Source organism: Microbacterium xerophyticum (genome assembly GCF_053543555.1).
Genome location: NZ_JBLVOB010000006.1, coordinates 966,419 through 988,508 on the forward strand (window position 1 = coordinate 966,419; position 22,090 = coordinate 988,508).

The window sequence follows — 22,090 nt, forward strand, 5'->3', positions numbered from 1 at the left end:
ACACCCGACGGGGTCAGCCGAGCACGGGCGTCTCGGCCCCGGCACGCAGCCGCGCCGCAGCGAGCTCCTCGGCGGCGGCGAGCGGCGTGATCCCGCGCTCCTCCGAGTCTGCGAGGATGCGCCGCACGGTGTCACCGATGTGCGTCACGCGGTCCATGATCTCGGCGCGCGAGCCGAGCTTCTTGGCCTCGTGATCGAGGTAGATGACGCCACCGGCGTTCACGACGAAGTCGGGGGCGTACAGGATGCCGCGCGCGGCCAGGCGGTCGGCGCCGCTGTGCGATGCGAGCGGGTTGTTCGCCGGGCCGCATACCGCCGAGGTGTCGAGCGCGTCGATGACCTCGTCTGTGAGCAGCCCGCCGATGCCGGCAGGCACGAACACGTCGGACGCGACCAGGTGCTCGGTTCCCGGCTCCACCCAGGTGGCGCCGAGTTCGCCTGCGAGGTGGCGGCGTTCGGGGTTGACGTCGGTCACGGTCAGCAGTGCCCCCTCGGTGGAGAGCCGCACGGCGAGGCGTCCACCGACCTGACCGAGCCCGGAGATCGTGATGCGCCGACCCGCGACATCCGCAGATCCGGTCGTGCGCTCCAGCACCGCGCGCAGCGACTCGTACACGCCGAGGCTCGTGGGTCCGGCCGGCTCGCCGGAGCCGCCGGCGGCATCCGGGAGCCCGACGACATGCGTCGTCCGCTCGCCGACGACCGCCATGTCGTCCATGGTCGATCCGACATCCTCCGCCGTGCGGTACAGCCCGTCGAACGACTCCACGGCGTCACCGAGGTCGAGGAATGCGGCACGACGTCGTTCCGCGTCGAGCACGGTACCCGGCTCCAGTCCGATGACAGCCTTGCCTCCACCGGCGTCCAGGCCGGCAGTCGCATTCTTCAGCGTCATCGCGGCGGAGAGCCGCAGCGCATCGCCGAGAGCATCGCTCCAGTGCGGGTACGTCCACAGTCGTGCACCGCCGAGTGCGGAGCCGAGCACGGACGAGTGCAGAGCCACGGCGATGAACAGGCCGCTGCGCCGACCTGTGATCACCTCCACGCGTTCGTGGCTGAAATCGGGCAGGGGCAGGGTGTGCGTCATCGCATCCTCTTTCGGCGGGCCTTGTGGGCACGGGTACGGACGCCGTCTGATTACGGCATCCACATCCATTGCACCACCAAGTGCGCCTCGGAGGCAACCGTCATGCGGCCGGGTGCGCGAGCGCTGCGTACTCCTGCGTCATGGGCATGTAGATCTTCTCGAATTCGTCCAGCGACGGCATCCGTTCGGCGTGCACAGCGGCCACGAGTCTGTCGAGATACCACTCCCAGCCGGGGCCGGTCTGTTCGAGCGTCTCGGGATCGACGTCCTCCTGCGTGAGGATCAGCGTGGTCGTCCCGTCGACCGCTGCGAGTTCGGCCGTGAGCGTCCAGGTGCCGTACTCGTCGCTCACGCGCACCGAGAGCGCCCTCGGCGGCTCGCACCGGCGGATCTCGTACGGCACCGCCGGCATGGGCTCGGCTTCCGCGTTCATGGTCACCGAGACCGTCCCGGTGGACGGATCACCGGTCCAGGTGCCGAACCAGCGGCTCAGGCGATCGGATTCCGCGATGCTCGCCCACACGTCGTCGATCGACGTGCGGAACTGCCGCGTCAGCACCAACGTCTGCTGAGCGCCATCGAATCTTCCTGTCAGGGTCATGCGATGTCCTCCTTCGAATGAGTGGATGCGGACGCACCGCGCCGCCGATCGCGCGCGGCACGATGCACCTCGGTGTCGAGGGCATCGAGATGCTGCGTGGAGATCGGGGCGCGGCGGGCGGTGAGCGCGCCGAGCAGGTCTCTCACCTCTCCCAACGGCTCGACGTCGATCACATAGTGCCGTTCGCGCCCACTGGCCTCGGCGTGCACCAGCCCGGCATCGACGAGGATCCGCAGATGCTTGCTGATGGCCGGACGGGAGACGGCATGATCGGCCGCGAGGTCGACGACGCGCGCCGGGCCTCCGGAGAGTCGTCGGAGCAGGTCGCGACGGATGGGGTCGGCGATCGCTCCGAATACGTCCATGTCAGAACGGTAACCGATTGGTTACCGTTCTGTCCACCATCGAAACGGGATCAGCGCTGACGCTTCTCCCGCACGCGCATGTTGATCACGATCGGCGTGCCCTCGAATTCGTACAGCTCGCGCAGACGGCGCTGGATGAAGCGGCGGTAGCCGGGGTCGAGGAAGCCGGTCGTGAACAGCACGAACCTCGGAGGACGCGTCGAGGCCTGCGTACCGAACAGGATGCGCGGCTGCTTGCCACCACGCAGCGGGTGCGGGTGCTCGGCGACGAGCTCGGAGATGAAGGCGTTGAACTTGCCGGTCGGGATACGGCGATCCCAGTTCTCCAGTGCCGTCTCGAGCGCAGGGACCAGCTTGTCGAAGTGACGCCCGGTCTTGGCCGAGATGTTCACGCGGGGCGCCCACGAGACGTGCGCGAGGTCCTGCTCGATCTCGCGCTCGAGGTAGCGGCGGCGGTCGGCGTTCTCCAGATCGAGGTCGTTCAGGCGATCCCACTTGTTGAACGCCAGCACGAGGGCTCGGCCCGATTCCAGCACGAGGTCGATGATGCGCACGTCCTGCTCGCTGATCGTCTCCGAGACGTCGAGCACGACCACGGCGACCGCCGCCCGCTCGAGCGCGGCGGAGGTGCGCAGCGAGGCGTAGAAGTCGGCGCCCTGCGACAGGTGCACACGGCGGCGGATGCCGGCGGTGTCGACCAGGCGCCACAGCTTGCCGCCGAGTTCGACGACCTCATCGACGGGATCGCGGGTCGTTCCTGCCAGCTCGTTCACGACGACGCGCTCTTCGCCCGCCGCCTTGTTCAGCAGCGACGACTTGCCGACGTTCGGACGACCGAGGATCGCGACGCGGCGAGGTCCGCCGATCTCGTACTTCGCGACCGACGAGATCGATGGCAGCTTCTCGAGCACGGCATCCAGCAGGTCGGCGACACCGCGGCCGTGCACGGCCGAGGTCGGGTACGGCTGGCCGAGACCGAGGCTCCACAGGGAGGCGATCTCCGGCTCCTGACGGGCGTCGTCGATCTTGTTCGCGACGAGGAACACCGTCTTGCCGCTCTTGCGCAGCAGCTTCACGACGTGCTCGTCGGTGGATGTCGCCCCGACCATCGCGTCGACGACGAACAGCACCAGGTCGGACAGGTCGATCGCGACCTCCGCCTGTGCCGCCACCGAACGGTCGATGCCCTTGGCGTCCGGCTCCCACCCGCCGGTGTCGACCAGCGAGAATCGACGATCGTTCCATTCGCCCTTGTACGTCACGCGGTCGCGCGCCCCGCCGGGGGTGTCCTCCACGACGGCCTCGCGGCGGCCGAGGATGCGGTTCACGAGCGCGGACTTCCCCACGTTCGGACGCCCGACGATCGCGATCACCGGCAGGGCGGGCAGGAACTCGATCCCGCCCTCACCCTGGGTGATGCCGGCCAGCAGCGCGGCATCGTCCTCATCCAGGTCGTAGTCGGCGAGCCCTGCGCGCAGAGCCTCAGCACGCTGTTCGGCGAGCTGCTCGTCGAGTTCGTCCATCTTCTCGGCGAGGCGGTCGGGGCCGCCCTCGTATTCTTCTTCAGCGGCCATGTTCCGCTCCTTGCTTTCGTTCGATCACCGCGAGTACGGCATCGATGGTCTGTGGGAAATCGAGGTGCGTCGAATCGACGACCTCCACGCCTTCCGCGGCGTTGAGGAAATCGACGACGGCGCTGTCCGAGGCATCGCGCTTGTGCAGCGCCTCTGCCACGACGGCGGCGTTCTCACCGGCGAGTTCGCCGGCGCGTCTGGCTGCCCGTACCTCGGGGGCGGCAGTGAGGAGGATGCGCACCGGGGCATCGGGGGCGACCACCGTGGTGATGTCGCGCCCTTCGACGACGACAGCAGGATACGCAGCCGACGCCACCAGTGAGCGGAAGAAGATGTTGATCTGCTCGCGCACGGCGGGCACGCGAGCGACACCGCTGACAGCCTCGGACACGCGCGGCTCGCGGATCGTCGCGGTGATGTCGGTGTCGCCGACGGCGACGGTGCGGTCGTCGGGGTCGAGCCCCAGGCGGAGATCGAAATCGGATGCCGCGGCGAGCACCGCATCGGCGTCGTCGGTGTCGGCGCCGCGGTCGAGGACATGCCAGGCCAGCGCCCGGTACGCGGCTCCGGTGTCGAGGTAGCCGTAGCCGCGTGAACGGGCCACTTCCTTCGACACGCTCGACTTGCCCGACCCGGCGGGTCCGTCGATCGCGATGAACTCACTCATTGGTCGCTCCTGCAATCCGCCATCCGCGCTCCTGCAGTCCGTCGATCGCACCGCGCAGCGCGGCAGGGGCCACGCTGATCTCCGCGAGTCCGAACTGTGCGCCCGGCGAATGCTCCAGGCGCAGGTCTTCCACGTTCACTCCGAGCTCGCCGAGTTCGCCGAACAGGCGGCCGAGCTGACCGGCCGTGTCGTCGACCATGACGACGAGCTGATCGAATCTGCGGTTCTGGCCGTGCTTGCCCGGCAGCCGCTCCACGCCGTCGTTGCCCTGGCGGATCGCCTCGGCGACGACGCGTCTCGCGCCGGGTTCGGCGGGTGCCCGCAGCGCGTCAGACACCTCACGCAGGTCGTCGGCGAGGGCATCGAGGATCGCGACGACGGGCTGCGCGTTGGCGCCGAGGATCTGCACCCACAGTTCCGGAGCGGATGCCGCGATGCGCGTCGTGTCGCGCACGCCCTGTCCTGCCAGGCGCAGCGCCCCCTCGTCCGCCGTCGCGAACCGACCGGCGAGCAGACTGGCCACGACCTGCGGTACGTGCGAGGTGAGAGCGACGGAGCTGTCGTGCTCTTCCGGCGTCATCTCCAGCGGCATGGCTCCGACATCCAGCGCCAACGCCTCCACGAGTGCGAGGTCGACCGCGCGGGTCTCCTCATCGCGGCAGACGACCCAGGGGCGGCCGATGAAGAGGTCTGCACGTGCGGAGATCGCTCCCCCGCGCTCGCGGCCCGCGAGCGGGTGCGAGCCTATGTAGCGGGTGATGTCGACTCCGCGCTCCTTCAGCGCACGGAACGGCTCGAGCTTGACGCTCGCGACGTCGGTGACGACGGCATCCGGGAAGTGCGCGAGTTCCGCGGCGATCACGTCGGCGGTGACGTCCGGCGGCACGGACACGACGATGAGCGACGGCGCATCGTCGTCCTGCGCGGCACGTCCCGCGCCGTAGTCGATCGCCAGGCGCATCTGTGCAGGCGACGTGTCGGACAGCACGACGTCGACGCCCTTGGCGCGCAGGGCGAGTCCGATGCTCGCGCCGAGAAGGCCTGCGCCGACGATGCGGACCGTCCCCGAGAGCCGCGGCGCGATGCCGCTGCCATTGGTTCTGGCCGTGTCGCTCACTCGGTCTCCTGGGCGTCTCCCGGCGTAGCGTCCGCAGGGGAATCGTGGCGCGCGAGAGTCAACAGCGCACCACGTTCGATTTTACTCAGTTCTCGCGTCTTCCCCGCAGGGAGCGTTCCCAGGTGGAGCGGGCCGAACTGGCGGCGCACGAGTTCAGTGACCGGGTGGCCGACCGCGGCCATCATCCGGCGCACGATCCGGTTGCGCCCGGAGTGCAGGGTGAGCTCGACGAGGCTCGATTCCGTGCCGACCTTCGACGTGTCGAGCAGGCGCGCCTTGTCGGCCTTGATCGGGCCGTCTTCCAGGTCGAAACCCTTCGTCAGCTTCGCGATCGTCTGCGCCGTGACGATGCCCTCGACCTTCGCGATGTAGACCTTGGTGACCCCGAACGACGGATGCGCGAGCACATGCGCGAGCTCGCCGTCGTTGGTGAGGATCAGCAGACCACTCGTTTCGGCGTCAAGGCGACCGACGTTGTACAGCCGTTCCTCGTAGTCGTTCGTGAAGCGGCGGAGGTCGGGTCGTCCGTTCTCATCCTTCATGGTGCTCACGACGCCGGTGGGCTTGTTCAGCATGACGTAGCGCTTGGAGACGTCGAGCTGGATCGCCGTGCCGTCGACGTCGACCAGGTCGGTCTCCGGATCGATTCGGCGGCCGAGCTCTTCGACGACCTGGCCGTTGACGCGGATGCGGCCTTCCACGATGTACTGCTCGACGACGCGTCGGGATGCGACGCCTGCGGCGGCGAGCACCTTCTGGAGCCGGACGCCTTCAGGGGCTGCGTCGGAGGTGGGCGTGGAATCGTTCATCGGATGGTTCCTTCGTCGAATCCGTCTGCACCGTCGTCGAGCAGCGGAGAGATCGGGGGCAGCTCGTCGAGCGAGTTGATGCCGAGGTTCTGCAGCAGCGCATCTGTCGTGCCGTAGTTGATGGCGCCGGTCTCGGAGTCGGCGAACAGCTCCGTGATGAGTCCGCGTGCGAGCAGCGTGCGCACGACCGAATCGACGTTCACTGCGCGGATCGATGCCACCTGGCTGCGCGTGACCGGCTGCTTGTACGCGATCACCGCGAGCGTCTCGAGCGCGGCCTGCGACAGCCGTGCGGGAGCCTGACCGCCGACGAACTCCGCGACCAGACCGTCGTGGTCGTCGCGCACGTACAGCCGCCAACCGCCACCGACCTCACGCAGCTCGAAACCGCGACGCGGGCCGTGCCCGTTGCCGTCGTAGTCATCGACGAGCGTCTCGATCGCCTGGCGGACGGCGGGAACCGGCGCTCCGACCGCGGCGGCCAGGGCGACGAGGCCGAGCGGCTCGTCGATGATCAGCAGGATGGCCTCGAGCCTCTCGGTCAGCGGCGTCTCGGTGACGGTGTCGGCGGTCGTCTCATCGGTCATAGTCGGCCCCCAGGCTCGCGAGCGTCTCGTCCGACCAGGAGTCGGCGGCCCAGCGCAGCGTCAGCTCGCCGAGCGGTTCCAGTTGTTCGAAGGACAGCGCGGCGTGCCGGTAGAGCTCGAGCACCGAGATGAACCGCGCCACCACGATGCCCGGCTCCGAGGACCCGGCGATCAGCTCGCGGAAGGTCAGCGACTCGGCGCTGCGCAGCAGCGTCACCACGATCGCCGCCTGTTCCCGGATGCTGACCAGCGGCGCGTGCAGATGATCGAGGCCGACGTTGGGGATCTCCTTGGGCGCGAACGCCAGCAGCGCGATGGCGGCGAAGTCATCCACGCTCAGGGTCCACACCAGCTCCGGCGTCTGCGCGCGGTGCTTCTCGTCCAGGCGGACCGCCCGCACGTGGCGTCGGTCCTCGCGCTGCAGGCAGCGCGCGAACCACGTCGAGACCTCCTTGAACGCGCGGTACTGCAGAAGACGCGCGAACAGCAGGTCGCGTGCCTCGAGCAGCGCGACGGCCTCGGCGTCGACGAGCTCGCCCTGGGGCAGGAGACCGGCGACCTTCATGTCGAGCAGAGTCGCTGCGACGACGAGGAACTCGGATGCCTGGTCGAGCTCCTGATCGTCGCCGTCGATCTCCTTCAGATAGGCGATGAACTCGTTCGTGACCGCGCTCAGAGACACCTCGGTGATGTCCATCTCGTGCTTCGAGATGAGGTTCAGCAGCAGGTCGAACGGGCCGTCGAAGTTGGTCAGCGAGACGCGGAACCCGGTTTCAGGCTCTACAGGCTCAGCGGGCTCAGCGGGCTCGATCTCACGCGACGGCGCCACGGGCGACCAGCTCCCGCGCCAGTCGGAGGTACGCCTGTGCGGCGGCATGCTCCGGCGCGAACTCGGTGATGGGCACCCCTGACACCGACGCGTCGGGGAACTTCACGGTACGACCGATCACCGTCTCCAGCACGTCGTCGCCGAAGGCTTCCACCACGCGCTCGAGCACCTCACGCGAATGCAGCGTGCGCGCGTCGTACATCGTCGCGAGCAGCCCGTCGAGCTTGATGTCGGGGTTGAGGCGGTCGCGCACCTTCTCGATCGTCTCGATGAGCAGCGCCACACCTCTGAGGGCGAAGAACTCGCACTCCAGCGGGATGAGCACGCCATGGCTGGCCGTCAGTGCATTGACGGTGAGAAGACCGAGGGAAGGCTGGCAGTCGATGAGTATGACGTCGTACTCCCCCGCGACCTGTCGCAGCACGCGCGCGAGGATCGTCTCGCGGGCGACCTCGTTGACCAGGTGCACCTCGGCGGCCGACAGGTCGATGTTCGCGGGCAGGACGTCGAGACCGTCGACGCCGCTGGGCACGATCACGTCGTGCACGTCGCGCTTGGTGTCGAGCAGCAGATCGTAGATCGTGGGCACGTCGTGGGTCTGGATGCCGAGTCCGGCGGACAGCGCGCCCTGTGGGTCGAAGTCGACGGCGAGCACCTTGCGGCCGTACTCTGCGAGGGCCGCGGCGAGGTTGATCGACGTGGTCGTCTTGCCGACGCCGCCCTTCTGGTTGCACAGCGCGATGATGCGTGCAGGCCCGTGCGAGCCGAGTGGGGCCGGGGTCGGGAAGCCGTGATACGGACGCCCAGTGGGTCCCATCGGGGTGTCGCCGATGTTCGACGTCTTGCCCTTGGACTTCGCCACTTTCTGAGCCACCGATTCTCCTGCTTCCGTCGTGCTTGGTCGATTGTAGCGATTTACGCATGAGTACGCCCGGTGCGGCCCCGGCGATCCCGCGTAATCGCGCCCTCAGCGCGCGCGCGGGTGCGAGGTCGCGTAGATGTCGCGCAGCGTGTCGACCGACACGTGCGTGTAGATCTGCGTGGTCGCGACCGACGCGTGACCGAGCAGTTCCTGCACCACGCGCACGTCCGCACCGCCCTGGAGCAGGTGCGTCGCGAACGAGTGGCGCAGCGTGTGCGGTGAGACCTCTGACGTGACGTGCGCGGCGTCGGCGGCCGCACGGATCACCAGCCAGGCGCTCTGACGCGACAGCGGAGCACCGCGCGCCCCGAGGAAGAGCCGGGCGGATGCCTTGCCCTTGGCGGCGAGGGCCGGCCTCACACGGGTGAGGTACGCGTCGACGGCATCCCGCGCGAACGAGCCGATCGGCACGATGCGCTCCTTCGAGCCCTTGCCGCGCAGGCGCAGCACATCGCCGTGCGCGAGGTCGTCGACGTCGAGGCCCACAGCCTCCGACACGCGTGCGCCGGTCGCGTAGAGCAGCTCGAGGAGTGCGCGGTCTCGGATGCCGATGGGCTCCTCGGCGGACGGTGCGGCCAGCAGCCGCTCGACTTGATCGATCGTCAGCGCCTTCGGCAGCCGTTGCGGCATCTTGGGCGGCCGGAGTCTGCCGGTCGGATCCTCCGTCTCGATCCCCTCACGCACCAGATAGCGATGCAGACCGCGCACCGACGACTGCAGGCGGGCCAGGCTCGTCGCCGCCGGCGGAGGCACCATGCTCGAGCGGTCGGAGATGAAACGGCTGATGATCGCGCCCGTCACGGCGGTCGTGTCGTCGATGCCCGCCTCGGTCAGCCATCCGAGGTAGACGTCGAGATCCCGACGGTACGCCCCGACCGTGTGCTCCGAGAGACCGCGCTCGATCGTGACGTGCCTGAGGTACGCGTCGATCGCACGATCCAGCCGCACGTCAGTCGCGCAATCTCCGCTCGGCTGCGAGCACGCCGAGCGAGAGGATGCCGTTGCGCAGTCTCCCCTCGAGCACGGCATCGACCGCATCGGAGAGCGGAACCCACTCGACGCGGATGTCGGCTTCCTCGTCCTCGCGGGCGTAGACGGCGGACGCGTCTTCGATCCCGGTCGCGAGATAGATGCGGATCAGTTCGTTGTTGCCGCCAGGGGTCGTCCAGGTGGACACCAGCAGCTCCCAGTCGCGCGCGGCGAGATCGGCTTCCTCCGCCAGTTCGCGCTGCGCGGCGACGAGAGGATCCTCGCCCTCGATGTCGAGCAGTCCGGCGGGAAGCTCCCAATCGCGGTGACGGATCGGATGCCGGTACTGCTGGATCAGCAGCACCCTGCCCGCGCCGTCGAGAGCGAGCACGGCGACGGCGCCGGTGTGATCCACGTACTCGCGGATGATCTCGCCGTCGCCGTACGCGACATGATCGGAGCGCACGTCCCAGACCCAGCCCTTGTAGACGACGTCGCTGCTCACGACCTCGGGCTCGAAGGGCTCATCGCGCAGCGCGGACGTGCCGCCCTGGTTCTCAGTCATCGGCCGAAACGTCGAAGAGCTCGCTGGAACGGTGACGCTCGATCGCGGCGCCGATCAGCCCGCGGAACAGCGGGTGCGGTGCGGTCGGACGAGAGCGCAGCTCCGGGTGCGCCTGCGTGGCGATGTAGTACGGGTGAACGTCGCGGGGAAGCTCGACGTACTCCACGAGGGCGAGGGCGGGGTTCAGGCCGGAGAACACGAGCCCCGCATCGGACAGGCGGTCGCGGTACGTGTTGTTGACCTCGTAGCGGTGGCGGTGACGCTCGGATGCCTGCGCGGTGCCGTACAGCTCGCGCGCGAGCGTTCCTTCGCCCAGCTCCGCCTCGTAGAGCCCGAGGCGCATGGTGCCGCCGAGGTCGCCGCCGTCGAGGATCTCGACCTGCTCGGCCATCGTCGCGATGACGGGCTCCGAGGTCTCGGGGTCGAACTCGCTCGAGGAGGCACCGGCGATGCCTGCGACGTTGCGGCCGTACTCGATGACCATGCACTGCAGTCCGAGGCAGAGGCCGAGCGTCGGGATGCCCTGCTCGCGGGCGAACTTCAACGCGCCGAGCTTGCCCTCGATGCCGCGGATGCCGAACCCACCTGGCACGCAGATGCCGTCGACGTCGGACAGCGCCTTGGCCGCACCCTCCGGCGTCTCGCAGGAGTCGGACGGGATCCAGCGGATGCTGACGTGCGCCTCATGGGCGAACCCGCCGGCGCGCAGCGCCTCGGTGACCGAGAGGTAGGCGTCCGGCAGGTCGATGTACTTGCCGACCAGGCCGATCGTGACCTCGTGCTTCGGGTTGTGCACGGCCTGCAGGACCTTCTGCCAGCGCGACCAGTCGACCTCCGGTGCGGCCTTGGTGTCGAGTCCGAGCCTGCGCACGATGTAGGAGTCGAGGCCCTGGTCGTTCAGCGTCGACGGGATGTCGTAGATGCTGGGCAGGTCGACGGTGTTGATGACGCCTTCGACGTCGACGTCGCACATCAGCGCGATCTTGTTGCGGTTGCTCTCGCTCACAGGACGATCGCTGCGCAGCACCAGCGCGTCGGGCTGGATGCCGACCTGGCGGAGGGCCGCGACGGAGTGCTGCGTCGGCTTGGTCTTCTGCTCGCCGGAGGCCCCCATGAAGGGAACGAGCGAGACGTGCACGAAGAACACGCTGTCGCGGCCGAGCTCATGGCGCAGCTGGCGTGCCGATTCGAGGAACGGCTGCGACTCGATGTCGCCGACCGTGCCGCCGACCTCGGTGATGATGACGTCGGGACGCGGCTCCTCGGTCGCCTGCAGACGCATGCGGCGCTTGATCTCGTCTGTGATGTGCGGGATGACCTGCACGGTGTCTCCGAGGTACTCGCCGCGGCGCTCGCGCGCGATCACCTGCGAGTAGATCTGGCCGGTCGTCACGTTGGCGGCCTGCGACAGGTTGATGTCGAGGAAGCGCTCGTAGTGACCGATGTCGAGGTCGGTCTCCGCGCCGTCGTCGGTGACGAACACCTCACCGTGCTGGAACGGGTTCATGGTGCCGGGATCGACGTTCAGATACGGGTCGAGCTTCTGCATGACGACGCGCAATCCGCGTGCGGTGAGCAGGTTTCCCAGGCTGGCGGCTGTGAGCCCCTTGCCCAAAGACGAAACGACACCACCGGTCACGAAGATGTGCTTGGTCGTGTCGTTCTTGGGCCCCGCGTCAGAAGAGTTCATCACGGGCTTCGATCCTAACAGTTCGCTCAGACCGCAAGGCTGAGAAGTTCTCGGGCATGGGTGATCGCGGCATCCGAATCGGTGAGTCCCGACAGCAGCCGCGCCATCTCCGCTTCCCGGTCCTCCCCCTCCAGACGCCGCACGCTGGACGCGGTGACCGCGCCGTCATTGGCCTTCACGACGGAAAGGTGGTTGGAGGCGAAAGCTGCGACCTGGGCCAGGTGCGTGACCGCGATGACTTGGGATGTCTCTGCAAGCCGGGCGAGTCGCCGCCCCACTTCGATGGCCGCGGCGCCGCCTATTCCGGCATCCACCTCGTCGAAGACGAACGTCGGAACCGGGTCGGTACCGGCGATGACGACCTCGATCGCGAGCATCACGCGGGAGAGCTCTCCGCCCGACGCGCTCTTCGCGACGGAGCGGGGTTCGGCCCCGGGGTGCGGTGCCAGCAGGATCGCGACGTCGTCACGTCCGTGCGTGCTCTCGGCGCCCTCGCGGACCGCGACTTCGAGGCGGGCGTCCGGCATGGCCAGCGCATGCAGTTCGTCGGTCACTGCCGCGCCGAGGCGCGCTGCGGCCTCGGTGCGTGCGGCGGTGAGCGCAGCGGCGGCGTCGTCGAGCGCCTTCCGTGCGGCGTCGCGCTCGGCCTGCAGCCGCTCCAGACGATCATCGTCATCGTCGAGCTCTGCGAGCCTCGCGGATCCCGTCTGCCACAGTTCGAGCGCTTCATCGAGCGATCCGTGCGAACGGATCAGTGCGGTCAGCGCCGCTCGCCGCTCCTCGACAGCGGCGAGCTCATGGGGTCCTGTCTCGTCGAGGTCGGCGAGGTATGCGGAGAGCTGCCCCGCGAGGTCCGCGATGCGGTAGCCGACGTCGGCGATCCCTTCGGAGATCGCGATGAGCGCGGGATCCGTCGCCCGCTCGAGGTTGCGCCGCGCGTCGGCGATGAGTGCCGACGCGTCCGCGTCGCCCTCTTCGCTGGAGAGCGCGTTGTGCGCGAGGGATGCCGCGAGCCGGAGGTCTTCGGCGTTGGAGAGCCGCTCCGACCGCTCCGCGAGTGCGACGTCCTCCCCCGGCTCGGGGGCGGTCGCCTCGATCAGCGCGAGCGCTTCACGCAGCCGCTGCGCCTCGTCGGCCCGAAGATCGCGATTCTCGGCGATCTCGGCGATCTCGGCATCCAGCTCGCGCCAGCGGGTGAACGCCGCGCTGTACGCCTGCAGAGCGTCGGCGATCGGCGCCCCGCCGAAACGGTCCAGGGCGTCGCGCTGGGCCGCTGTCGAGCGAAGTCGCAGCTGTTCGGACTGTCCGTGCACGACGACGAGTTCGTCTGCGAGGGCGGACAGTACTCCGGCGGGTGCCGCGCGTCCGCCGACGCTGGCACGACTGCGCCCCTCTGCGCTCAGCGTGCGCGACACGTACAGCTCGCCGCGGCCGTCGTCGAGCGGCTCGAGGTCGCCGCCGGCATCCGAGACGATCTCGGCCACCGCACCCGACTCCGGCACGATCCAGACGCCTGCGACAGAGGCCTGCGCAGCGCCGGCGCGCACAGCACCGGAGTCCGCGCGCTGACCGAGCAGCAACCCCAGGCCGGTGACGACCATGGTCTTGCCCGCTCCGGTCTCGCCCGTTATCGCCGTGAAGCCGGGACCGAGCGGCAGCACGGCGTCAGCGATGACACCGAGTCCCTGCATCCGCATCTCCTCGATCACAGCGGCACCCCTCCGTCCTGTCCGCGCCAGCCGGCCACAGGCAGCTGGAACTTGCGCACCAGTCTCTCGGTGAAGGCGGTCGGGTGCAGCCGGGCGAGACGCACGGGACGCGATGAGCGTCGCGCGACCACACGCGCCCCGGGTGGGAGGTCATGCGAACGACGCCCGTCGCACCACAGGATGCCGGTCCCGGAGGTGCGCTCGAGCATCTCGATCGCCACCGACGCATCAGGGCTGACGACCAATGGCCGTGCGAACAGCGCGTGCGCCGACAGCGGGATCACCGCGATCGCCTCGACGCTGGGCCAGATCACCGGCCCGCCCGCGGAGAAGTTGTAGGCGGTGGAACCGGTGGGTGTGGAGATGACCATGCCGTCGCAGCCGAAGCTCGACAGCGGGCGGCCGTCGATCTCGACGACGACCTCGATCATGCGCTCTCGGCTGGCCTTCTCGACGGTCGCCTCGTTCAGGGCCCACGTCTCGAAGACGACGTTCCCCTCGGCGTCCTTGACGCGCACGGCGAGAGCCAGGCGCTCCTCGACCGCATAGTCTCGCTCGATGACGCGCTGCACTGCGTCGTCCATCGCATCGCGCTCGATCTCGGCGAGGAAGCCGACGTGCCCCATGTTGATGCCGAGCACTGGTGCGCTGTTCGTGCCGCGCACGAGTTCGGCCGCGCGAAGGATCGTGCCATCGCCGCCGAGCACGATGGCGAGCTCGAGGTCGTCGACCGCGACATCATCGCCCAGGGCGTCGACGTCGCTGAAGTCCCCGTCGACGGCGGACAGCTCAGCGCGGTCGTCGGGAGAGAGCACCGGCCGCGCGCCGGCATTGCGCAGAAGATCGATGACGCGACGGGCGGCGGCGACGGTGTCGTCCCGGCCGGCGTGGGCGACGACCAGGATGTTGCGCTCGTTCATCGTCCTCCAGCCAGTTCGTCGATCTGCTGTCTCCATTGTGTCGGATTGCTCCCACGACCGGGCGCCATGTGGACCAGGAATTCCGCGTTGCCGTGCGTGCCGAGGATCGGTGACGCCACGATCCCGAGCATGCCGAATCCGGCGTCCCATCCGTTCCAGACCACGCGGGCGACGGCATCCGCTCGTGTGGGCGGATCGGTGACCAGTCCCCCGCGGACGGCGGTGCGTCCGACCTCGAACTGCGGTTTGACGAGCAGGACGATGTCGGCGTCGGATGCCGCGACAGCGGCGACTGCGGGGAGGACGAGTTCGAGCGAGATGAACGAGAGGTCGCCCACGATCACGTCCGGTGCATCCTTCTCGCCGGTGGCCTCGCCGAGGCTCTCGCGGGTCATGTGCCGCACGTTGAACCCCTCGACGCCGACCACCGCAGGATCTGCCGCGATGGATGCAGCGAGCTGATCGTGTCCGACGTCGACGGCGAGCACCTTGCGGGCTCCGCGCTCACGAAGCACCTGGGTGAAGCCACCGGTCGACGCGCCCATGTCGAGCGCGAGGCGCCCGTCGATCGGCACCTGGAACGCGTCCAGAGCCGCGAGGAGCTTCTGCGCTCCCCTGCTGACGTAGTGGTCGCTCTCGGCGAGGGTGATGTCGGCGTCGTCGTTCACCGAGGTCGACGCCTTGATCACAGGGCGCCCGTCGACACTGACGACACCCGCCGCGATCAGCGTGGCCGCGTGCGAACGCGAGCGCGCGAGTCCTCTGGCTGCGAGAGCGGCGTCGAGGCGCGTCACCGGTCTCCCGACGGCGCCCTGTCGGCGGACTTGTCGCGGGTGTCGAGCTTGGTGCCGCTCTCGAGGCGGCGGAAGAGCTCATCGTGCAGGGTCGAGTACGCATCGGCACGGTCGGCCAGCGGCTGCCCCTCGATCAGGCGCAGTCGGCTCCACAGACCGTCGGTCGGCGTCGCAGTCGTCTCATCGCTCACGACTCCACTCTACGGCGCGGCTCCGACGCACCTGGTGAGGCACGGCGGGGAAGCACTCACGGACGGTGGAACGGGTCCTCGTAGAGCTTCTCAGGGACGCGGAGCACGAAGATGGGCGTGCCGGATTCCCAGATCGCCGTGGCGCCGGCGCGGACGAGATCGATCTGCCGCGCGCCCTCGGAGAGGATCTCGACGTCTCCGCCGACCACTCGCACGGATGCACCGTTCACGGTGACGGCTCCGTCCTTGCGCTCGGTCTGCGGGTACGCCTCATGCAACTCGCGGAGGTCACCGAGGATGTACGTCGGCCTGGATCCCTCGGGTGCCGCCAGCACGTGCTTGGGCCGATCGATTCCCGTGAGCACCAGTACCGAATCGATGCCGGCACGCACTGCGCCCATGATGTCGGTGTCCAGACGGTCACCGATGAACAGCGTCTTGGAGCCGCCGAACCGTGCGATGGCCTCTTCGAAGATCGGCACCTCGGGCTTGCCGGCCACGGTGGCCAGACGTCCCACTGCGGTGTGCACTGCCGAGACGAGAGTGCCGTTACCCGGCGCGACGCCGCGCTCGCGCGGGATGGTCCAGTCGCTGTTGGTGGCGATCCACGGGATGCCACCCTCTTCCTCCGGCACCTTCAGCGCGAAGGCGGCCTCGGCGAGGTCGGTCCAGGCGACCTCGGGCGAGAAGCCCTGCACGACGGCGTCCGGAGCGTCCTCTGCGCTGCGGGTGACCGTGTAGCCGGCCTTCTCCGCCTCGACGACGAGCCCTTCGCCCCCCACGATGAGCAGTGTGGCGGGTGCCGGGACCATGGACGCGAGCAGCCGCATGGCCGCTTGGGGACTGGTGACGACCTCGTTCGCCTCGACGGTCAGGCCGAGCGATGTGAGGTGCTCGGCGACGGAGGCGTCCGTGCGAGAGGCGTTGTTGGTGATGTAGCCCACACGACGGGTCTCGGCGACCCGGTTGAGGCTGTCGACGGCGTGCGGCAGCGCGCCGGGTCCGGCGTAGACGACGCCGTCGAGGTCAGCGAGGACGACGTCGACGCCGTCGAGCGGGCTCCGGCGCGATCGGGAGAACAGTCCCACTCAGGACTCCTCTTCCGGCAGCTCGCCCTCGACCAGTCCGTCTTCCACGAAGATCTCATCCTCGTCGGCATCGCCCATACCGAGTGCGTCGGCGGCGACGTCGGCCCGTTCCGCCCAGAACGCCGCTTCTTCGTCGCGGCCGAGGTCTTCCAGCACCGCAGCGTGCGCGGCGAACAGAGCGGGGCTCCACTCGAAGGCGCGGTCGGGATCGAGTTCGGGGATCTGCAGCTCGCCGAGGGCGAGTTCTGTGTCTCCGAGATCCAGGCGCGCACCGGACATGGCGATGGCGAGAGCGACGCGCACGGGAGTGGGAAGCTTCGCACGATCTGCAGCGCGACCGGTCTCGAGGGCTCGATCCGGTCGGCCGATCCCACGTTCGCTATCCACCATGAGCGCGATCTGGTCGTCCTTGCCGGAGATGCGCCGGTATGTTCGCAACTCGCGCAGCGCGAGGGCGAAGTCGCCGGTCGCGTAGGCAGTGATGCCGAGCGACTCCCTGACGATCGCGATGCGACCGGCCCGGCGGGATGCCGCGAGGGCGTGCTGATGAGCGAGGGCCGGATCTTCGTCGATGAGCTTGGCGGCCATCGCGAGATGTCGCGCGACCTCGTCGGCGTTCTCCTTGCTCAGTGTCTTCAGCTCGTTGCGCGCCGACGAGTGCAGATCGGCGGGCGTGACGTCCTCAGGGATCGCGGGATCATCGTGGCGCGGACGGTCATCGCTCTGGCGATCCGGTCGGTCGCGACCGGTGCCACCACGCTGCGGGAATCCACGTCCGCCGGAGCTGCGGTCATCCCGACGAGGTGCACTGTCGCGACCCTGGTAACCGCCTTCGCGCTTCTGGTAGCCGCCTTCACGGCGGTCGCCGTCGCGACGAGGGGCAGCACCGTCACGCCTGACGTAACCGCCCTCACGACGGGGAGCTGCTCCATCACGGCGCGGCGGCGCTCCATCGCGACGGGGAGCACCTGCGCCATCACGACGAGGGGCAGCACCGTCACGCTTGACGTATCCGCCTTCACGGCGGGGGCCACCGGCGCCATCACGACGCGGAGCACCCGCACCGTCACGGCGCGGAGCACCGTCGCGGCCTTGGTAGCCGCCCTCACGACGGGGGGCTCCACCGTCACGACGGGGGGCTCCACCATCGCGCTTCTGGTATCCGCCTTCACGGCGAGGGGCACCCGAGCCGTCCCGACGGGGTGCACCGTCTCGACGCGGTGCGCCGGCACCGCCGGAGGAAGCCGAGCGATCAGTGCGCGGAGGACGGCCCTGACGATCGTTTCGTCGGGCGCTGGAGTCGTCGTCGCGTCGCGGTCGACGCTCGTCCTCGTTCGGCATGATCTGATTCTCTCAACTTCCTGGTTAACGCAAAATGGCCACCCTGCGTTGGGTGGCCATTTTGTTTAGAAGAAGTTCGGCGGTGTCCTACTCTCCCACAGGGTCCCCCCTGCAGTACCATCGGCGCTGTGAGGCTTAGCTTCCGGGTTCGGAATGTGACCGGGCGTTTCCCTCACGCTATGGCCGCCGAAACACTATTGATGTTTCAAAAACCTAAAAGACACGCGTGAACGTGCTTGTTAGGGTTCTCGACCGTACATCGAGAACCACTCAGTGGACGCGTAGCACCAACAAAATCGGTGTGTTATCAAGTCATCGGCTTATTAGTACCAGTCAGCTGCACGCATTGCTGCGCTTCCACATCTGGCCTATCAACCCAGTAGTCTGGCTGGGAGCCTCTCACCCGAAGGTATGGAAGTCTCATCTTGAGGCCGGCTTCCCGCTTAGATGCTTTCAGCGGTTATCCATCCCGAACGTAGCTAATCAGCGGTGCTCCTGGCGGAACAACTGACACACCAGAGGTTCGTCCAACCCGGTCCTCTCGTACTAGGGTCAGATCCTCTCAAACTTCCTACGCGCGCAGCGGATAGGGACCGAACTGTCTCACGACGTTCTAAACCCAGCTCGCGTACCGCTTTAATGGGCGAACAGCCCAACCCTTGGGACCTACTCCAGCCCCAGGATGCGACGAGCCGACATCGAGGTGCCAAACCATGCCGTCGATATGGACTCTTGGGCAAGATCAGCCTGTTATCCCCGAGGTACCTTTTATCCGTTGAGCGACAGCGCTTCCACAAGCCACTGCCGGATCACTAGTCCCGACTTTCGTCCCTGCTCGACCTGTCAGTCTCACAGTCAAGCTCCCTTGTGCACTTACACTCGCCACCTGATTACCAACCAGGTTGAGGGAACCTTTGGGCGCCTCCGTTACTTTTTGGGAGGCAACCGCCCCAGTTAAACTACCCACCATGCACTGTCCCTGAACCGGATCACGGTTCGAAGTTAGATATCCAGAGTGACCAGAGTGGTATTTCAACAATGACTCCACCATAACTGGCGTCATGGCTTCACAGTCTCCCACCTATCCTACACAAGCCACACCGAACACCAATACAAAGCTGTAGTAAAGGTCACGGGGTCTTTCCGTCCTGCTGCGCGTAACGAGCATCTTTACTCGTAATGCAATTTCGCCGAGTTCGCGGTTGAGACAGTTGGGAAGTCGTTACGCCATTCGTGCAGGTCGGAACTTACCCGACAAGGAATTTCGCTACCTTAGGATGGTTATAGTTACCACCGCCGTTTACTGGGGCTTAAATTCTCAGCTTCGCCTTGCGGCTAACCGGTCCTCTTAACCTTCCAGCACCGGGCAGGCGTCAGTCCGTATACATCGTCTTGCGACTTGGCACGGACCTGTGTTTTTAGTAAACAGTCGCTACCCACTAGTCTCTGCGGCCACCACACCCTTTTCGGAGCAAGTCCGTATAAGTGGATGGCCCCCCTTCTCCCGAAGTTACGGGGGCATTTTGCCGAGTTCCTTAACCACGATTCTCTCGATCTCCTTGGTATTCTCTACCTGACCACCTGAGTCGGTTTGGGGTACGGGCGGCTAGAACCTCGCGTCGATGCTTTTCTTGGCAGCATAGGATCATCCACTTTTTATCCGCATCATGTCTCAGCCTATGTGAGTCGCGGATTTGCCTACGACTCGGCCTACACACTTGCACCAGGACTACCATCGCCTGGCTTGGACTACCTTCCTGCGTCACACCTGTTAATACGCTAACCGCACCAGCATGGGGTCGTACGCTAGGCCTCACCCCATCACCCCGAAGGGATCCGGTCATGAGGATTCAGATACTTAGCACCACTGGATTAGCTTGGGCGGTTCTTCGCCGGTACGGGAATATCAACCCGTTGTCCATCGACTACGCCTGTCGGCCTCGCCTTAGGTCCCGACTTACCCAGGGAAGATTAGCTTGACCCTGGAACCCTTGGTCTTTCGGAGGACGTGTTTCTCACACGTCTTTCGCTACTCATGCCTGCATTCTCACTCGTGTAGCCTCCACGGCTGGATCACTCCGCCGCTTCGCTGGCCACACGACGCTCTCCTACCCATCAACACGGCTGGACCACGAAGGCCTACCAATAATGTCAATGCCACAACTTCGGTGGCGTGCTTGAGCCCCGTTACATTGTCGGCGCGGAATCACTTGACCAGTGAGCTATTACGCACTCTTTCAAGGGTGGCTGCTTCTAAGCCAACCTCCTGGTTGTCACAGCAACTCCACATCCTTTCCCACTTAGCACGCGCTTAGGGACCTTAGTTGGTGGTCTGGGTTGTTTCCCTCTCGACTATGAAGCTTATCCCCCACAGTCTCACTGCTGCGCTCTCACTTACCGGCATTCGGAGTTTGGCTGACGTCAGTAACCTTGTAGGGCCCATCGGCCATCCAGTAGCTCTACCTCCGGCAAGAAACACGCAACGCTGCACCTAAATGCATTTCGGAGAGAACCAGCTATCACGAAGTTTGATTGGCCTTTCACCCCTATCCACAGCTCATCCCCTCAGTTTTCAACCTAAGTGGGTTCGGTCCTCCACGTGCTCTTACACACGCTTCAACCTGGCCATGGATAGATCACTTCGCTTCGGGTCTAGGACATGCGACTGAATCGCCCTATTCAGACTCGCTTTCGCTACGGCTACCCCACACGGGTTAACCTCGCCACATATCGCTAACTCGCAGGCTCATTCTTCAAAAGGCACGCTGTCACCCCTACTAAGGAGGCTCCAACGGTTTGTAAGCAAACGGTTTCAGGTACTATTTCACTCCCCTCCCGGGGTACTTTTCACCTTTCCCTCACGGTACTTGTCCGCTATCGGTCATCTGGAAGTATTTAGGCTTATCAGGTGGTCCTGACAGATTCACACGGGATTTCTCGGGCCCCGTGCTACTTGGGATACTCTCCACGCCAGAACACGCATTTCGACTACGGGGTTGGCACCCTCTATGACCGGCCTTTCAAGACCGTTCGTCTATACGCTTCTGTAACGTCGCCACCTCGGCAGAGATGACAGGTGAGTCCCACAACCCCGAATATGCAACTCCTGCCGGATATCACACACACTCGGTTTAGCCTGATCCGGTTTCGCTCGCCACTACTAACGGAATCGCGGTTGCTTTCTCTTCCTGTGGGTACTGAGATGTTTCACTTCCCCACGTTCCCTCTACCCGCCCTATATATTCAGGCGGGAGTCACTAGGTCGGCACGCCGCCCAGCGGGGTTTCCCCATTCGGACACCCTCGGATCAAAACTTGCTTATCAGTTCCCCGAGGCTTATCGCAGATTGCTACGTCCTTCTTCGGCTCCAGATGCCAAGGCATCCACCGTTTGCTCTTAAAGACTTGAAATCACATGAGATTGAATCAAAACTCGACCCACACCCGAAGGTGTGTGTCTGAAATTGACTAATGATCTTTAAGATCATCTTGTGCAACCGATCCGAAGATCAGCTGCAAGATGCTCGCGTCCACTGTGTAGTTCTCAAAGTACGGGCGGTACCCCTCCCCACAACCAGCCAAAACCGGAAACAGGAAAAGGTCCAGAGGTACAGTCCCGACCAAACGATCGGTTCCGGTCCCTCAGGACCCAACAGCGTGCAGACACCCTTCCCTCAAGGACCCCGTTCCAGTAGCCGAAGCCACGTACTAAGAATCACTCTCGATCCGAATGCCATGTCAAATGTTCCACCCATGAGCTCCCAGCAGAAACGTATGTTCTGATCTGGGCTCTGTCACACCCGAAGATGTGCAGTTGCTCCTTAGAAAGGAGGTGATCCAGCCGCACCTTCCGGTACGGCTACCTTGTTACGACTTAGTCCTAATTACCGATCCCACCTTCGACAGCTCCCTCCCCGAGGGGTTAGGCCACCGGCTTCAGGTGTTACCGACTTTCATGACTTGACGGGCGGTGTGTACAAGACCCGGGAACGTATTCACCGCAGCGTTGCTGATCTGCGATTACTAGCGACTCCGACTTCATGAGGTCGAGTTGCAGACCTCAATCCGAACTGGGACCGGCTTTTTGGGATTCGCTCCACCTCACGGTATTGCAGCCCATTGTACCGGCCATTGTAGCATGCGTGAAGCCCAAGACATAAGGGGCATGATGATTTGACGTCATCCCCACCTTCCTCCGAGTTGACCCCGGCAGTATCCCATGAGTTCCCACCATTACGTGCTGGCAACATAGAACGAGGGTTGCGC

The 22,090-nt window shown here is 66.1% G+C and carries 20 protein-coding genes and 3 rRNA genes; all 23 read right to left on the reverse strand.

Going from position 1 to position 22,090, the window contains the following annotated elements; all coding sequences use genetic code 11:
* Positions 1-13: 13 nt before the first annotated feature.
* Complete coding sequence (locus tag ACNPNP_RS11365; RefSeq protein WP_448966117.1) at positions 14-1,087, reverse strand: Glu/Leu/Phe/Val dehydrogenase family protein; 1,074 nt, start codon at positions 1,085-1,087, stop codon at positions 14-16.
* A gap of 100 nt (positions 1,088-1,187) precedes the next feature.
* Entirely contained in the window at positions 1,188-1,688 is a 501-nt protein-coding gene (locus ACNPNP_RS11370) for an SRPBCC domain-containing protein (protein ID WP_448966118.1), read from the reverse strand.
* Positions 1,685-2,053 carry an ArsR/SmtB family transcription factor gene (locus ACNPNP_RS11375; RefSeq protein WP_448966119.1) on the reverse strand — a complete coding sequence of 123 codons (369 nt, stop codon included), beginning with the start codon at positions 2,051-2,053 and terminating at the stop codon, positions 1,685-1,687. The genes ACNPNP_RS11370 and ACNPNP_RS11375 overlap by 4 nt, the downstream gene beginning before the upstream one ends.
* A 50-nt stretch (positions 2,054-2,103) precedes the next feature.
* A complete protein-coding gene (der, locus tag ACNPNP_RS11380; RefSeq protein WP_448966120.1) occupies positions 2,104-3,627 on the reverse strand; it encodes a ribosome biogenesis GTPase Der in 1,524 nt (507 codons plus the stop codon).
* The gene (gene cmk / locus ACNPNP_RS11385) at positions 3,617-4,294 is read right to left on the reverse strand and encodes a (d)CMP kinase (protein ID WP_448966121.1); all 678 of its coding nucleotides are present in this window, start codon (positions 4,292-4,294) and stop codon (positions 3,617-3,619) included. Before cmk ends, der begins: the two co-directional genes overlap by 11 nt.
* On the reverse strand, positions 4,287-5,411 hold the full coding sequence (locus tag ACNPNP_RS11390; protein ID WP_448966122.1) for a prephenate dehydrogenase: 1,125 nt from the start codon (positions 5,409-5,411) through the stop codon (positions 4,287-4,289). Before ACNPNP_RS11390 ends, cmk begins: the two co-directional genes overlap by 8 nt.
* Positions 5,408-6,220 carry a pseudouridine synthase gene (locus ACNPNP_RS11395; protein ID WP_448966123.1) on the reverse strand — a complete coding sequence of 271 codons (813 nt, stop codon included), beginning with the start codon at positions 6,218-6,220 and terminating at the stop codon, positions 5,408-5,410. Before ACNPNP_RS11395 ends, ACNPNP_RS11390 begins: the two co-directional genes overlap by 4 nt.
* A complete protein-coding gene (gene scpB, locus ACNPNP_RS11400) occupies positions 6,217-6,807 on the reverse strand; it encodes an SMC-Scp complex subunit ScpB (protein ID WP_448966124.1) in 591 nt (196 codons plus the stop codon). Before scpB ends, ACNPNP_RS11395 begins: the two co-directional genes overlap by 4 nt.
* The gene (locus ACNPNP_RS11405; protein WP_448966125.1) at positions 6,797-7,636 is read right to left on the reverse strand and encodes a segregation and condensation protein A; all 840 of its coding nucleotides are present in this window, start codon (positions 7,634-7,636) and stop codon (positions 6,797-6,799) included. Before ACNPNP_RS11405 ends, scpB begins: the two co-directional genes overlap by 11 nt.
* Positions 7,620-8,453 carry a ParA family protein gene (locus ACNPNP_RS11410; protein ID WP_448966173.1) on the reverse strand — a complete coding sequence of 278 codons (834 nt, stop codon included), beginning with the start codon at positions 8,451-8,453 and terminating at the stop codon, positions 7,620-7,622. The genes ACNPNP_RS11405 and ACNPNP_RS11410 overlap by 17 nt, the downstream gene beginning before the upstream one ends.
* Positions 8,454-8,603: 150 nt before the next feature.
* Positions 8,604-9,506 (reverse strand): site-specific tyrosine recombinase XerD, encoded by a 903-nt coding sequence (gene xerD, locus ACNPNP_RS11415; RefSeq protein WP_448966126.1) that lies wholly within the window; start codon positions 9,504-9,506, stop codon positions 8,604-8,606.
* 1 nt (position 9,507) lies between these two features.
* Positions 9,508-10,092 (reverse strand): NUDIX domain-containing protein, encoded by a 585-nt coding sequence (locus ACNPNP_RS11420; RefSeq protein WP_448966127.1) that lies wholly within the window; start codon positions 10,090-10,092, stop codon positions 9,508-9,510.
* A complete protein-coding gene (locus ACNPNP_RS11425) occupies positions 10,085-11,782 on the reverse strand; it encodes a CTP synthase (protein ID WP_448966128.1) in 1,698 nt (565 codons plus the stop codon). The genes ACNPNP_RS11420 and ACNPNP_RS11425 overlap by 8 nt, the downstream gene beginning before the upstream one ends.
* A gap of 26 nt (positions 11,783-11,808) precedes the next feature.
* Complete coding sequence (recN, locus tag ACNPNP_RS11430) at positions 11,809-13,491, reverse strand: DNA repair protein RecN (RefSeq protein WP_448966129.1); 1,683 nt, start codon at positions 13,489-13,491, stop codon at positions 11,809-11,811.
* Positions 13,488-14,411 (reverse strand): NAD kinase, encoded by a 924-nt coding sequence (locus ACNPNP_RS11435; protein ID WP_448966130.1) that lies wholly within the window; start codon positions 14,409-14,411, stop codon positions 13,488-13,490. The genes recN and ACNPNP_RS11435 overlap by 4 nt, the downstream gene beginning before the upstream one ends.
* Positions 14,408-15,205, reverse strand: a complete 798-nt coding sequence (locus ACNPNP_RS11440) for a TlyA family RNA methyltransferase (RefSeq protein WP_448966131.1) — start codon at positions 15,203-15,205, stop codon at positions 14,408-14,410. Before ACNPNP_RS11440 ends, ACNPNP_RS11435 begins: the two co-directional genes overlap by 4 nt.
* Positions 15,202-15,396 (reverse strand): hypothetical protein, encoded by a 195-nt coding sequence (locus ACNPNP_RS11445; RefSeq protein WP_448966132.1) that lies wholly within the window; start codon positions 15,394-15,396, stop codon positions 15,202-15,204. The genes ACNPNP_RS11440 and ACNPNP_RS11445 overlap by 4 nt, the downstream gene beginning before the upstream one ends.
* A gap of 56 nt (positions 15,397-15,452) precedes the next feature.
* Positions 15,453-16,484, reverse strand: a complete 1,032-nt coding sequence (locus ACNPNP_RS11450) for an HAD-IIA family hydrolase (protein ID WP_448966133.1) — start codon at positions 16,482-16,484, stop codon at positions 15,453-15,455.
* Entirely contained in the window at positions 16,485-17,072 is a 588-nt protein-coding gene (locus ACNPNP_RS11455) for a hypothetical protein (protein WP_448966134.1), read from the reverse strand. It abuts the gene before it with no gap.
* A gap of 47 nt (positions 17,073-17,119) precedes the next feature.
* Entirely contained in the window at positions 17,120-17,632 is a 513-nt protein-coding gene (locus ACNPNP_RS11460; RefSeq protein WP_448966135.1) for a hypothetical protein, read from the reverse strand.
* 267 nt (positions 17,633-17,899) lie between these two features.
* A 5S ribosomal RNA gene (rrf, locus tag ACNPNP_RS11465) occupies positions 17,900-18,016 on the reverse strand.
* Between the two features lie 112 nt (positions 18,017-18,128).
* Positions 18,129-21,235 (reverse strand): 23S ribosomal RNA (locus tag ACNPNP_RS11470).
* A 414-nt stretch (positions 21,236-21,649) separates the two neighbouring features.
* Positions 21,650-22,090, reverse strand: a 16S ribosomal RNA gene (locus ACNPNP_RS11475); the annotation flags it as partial.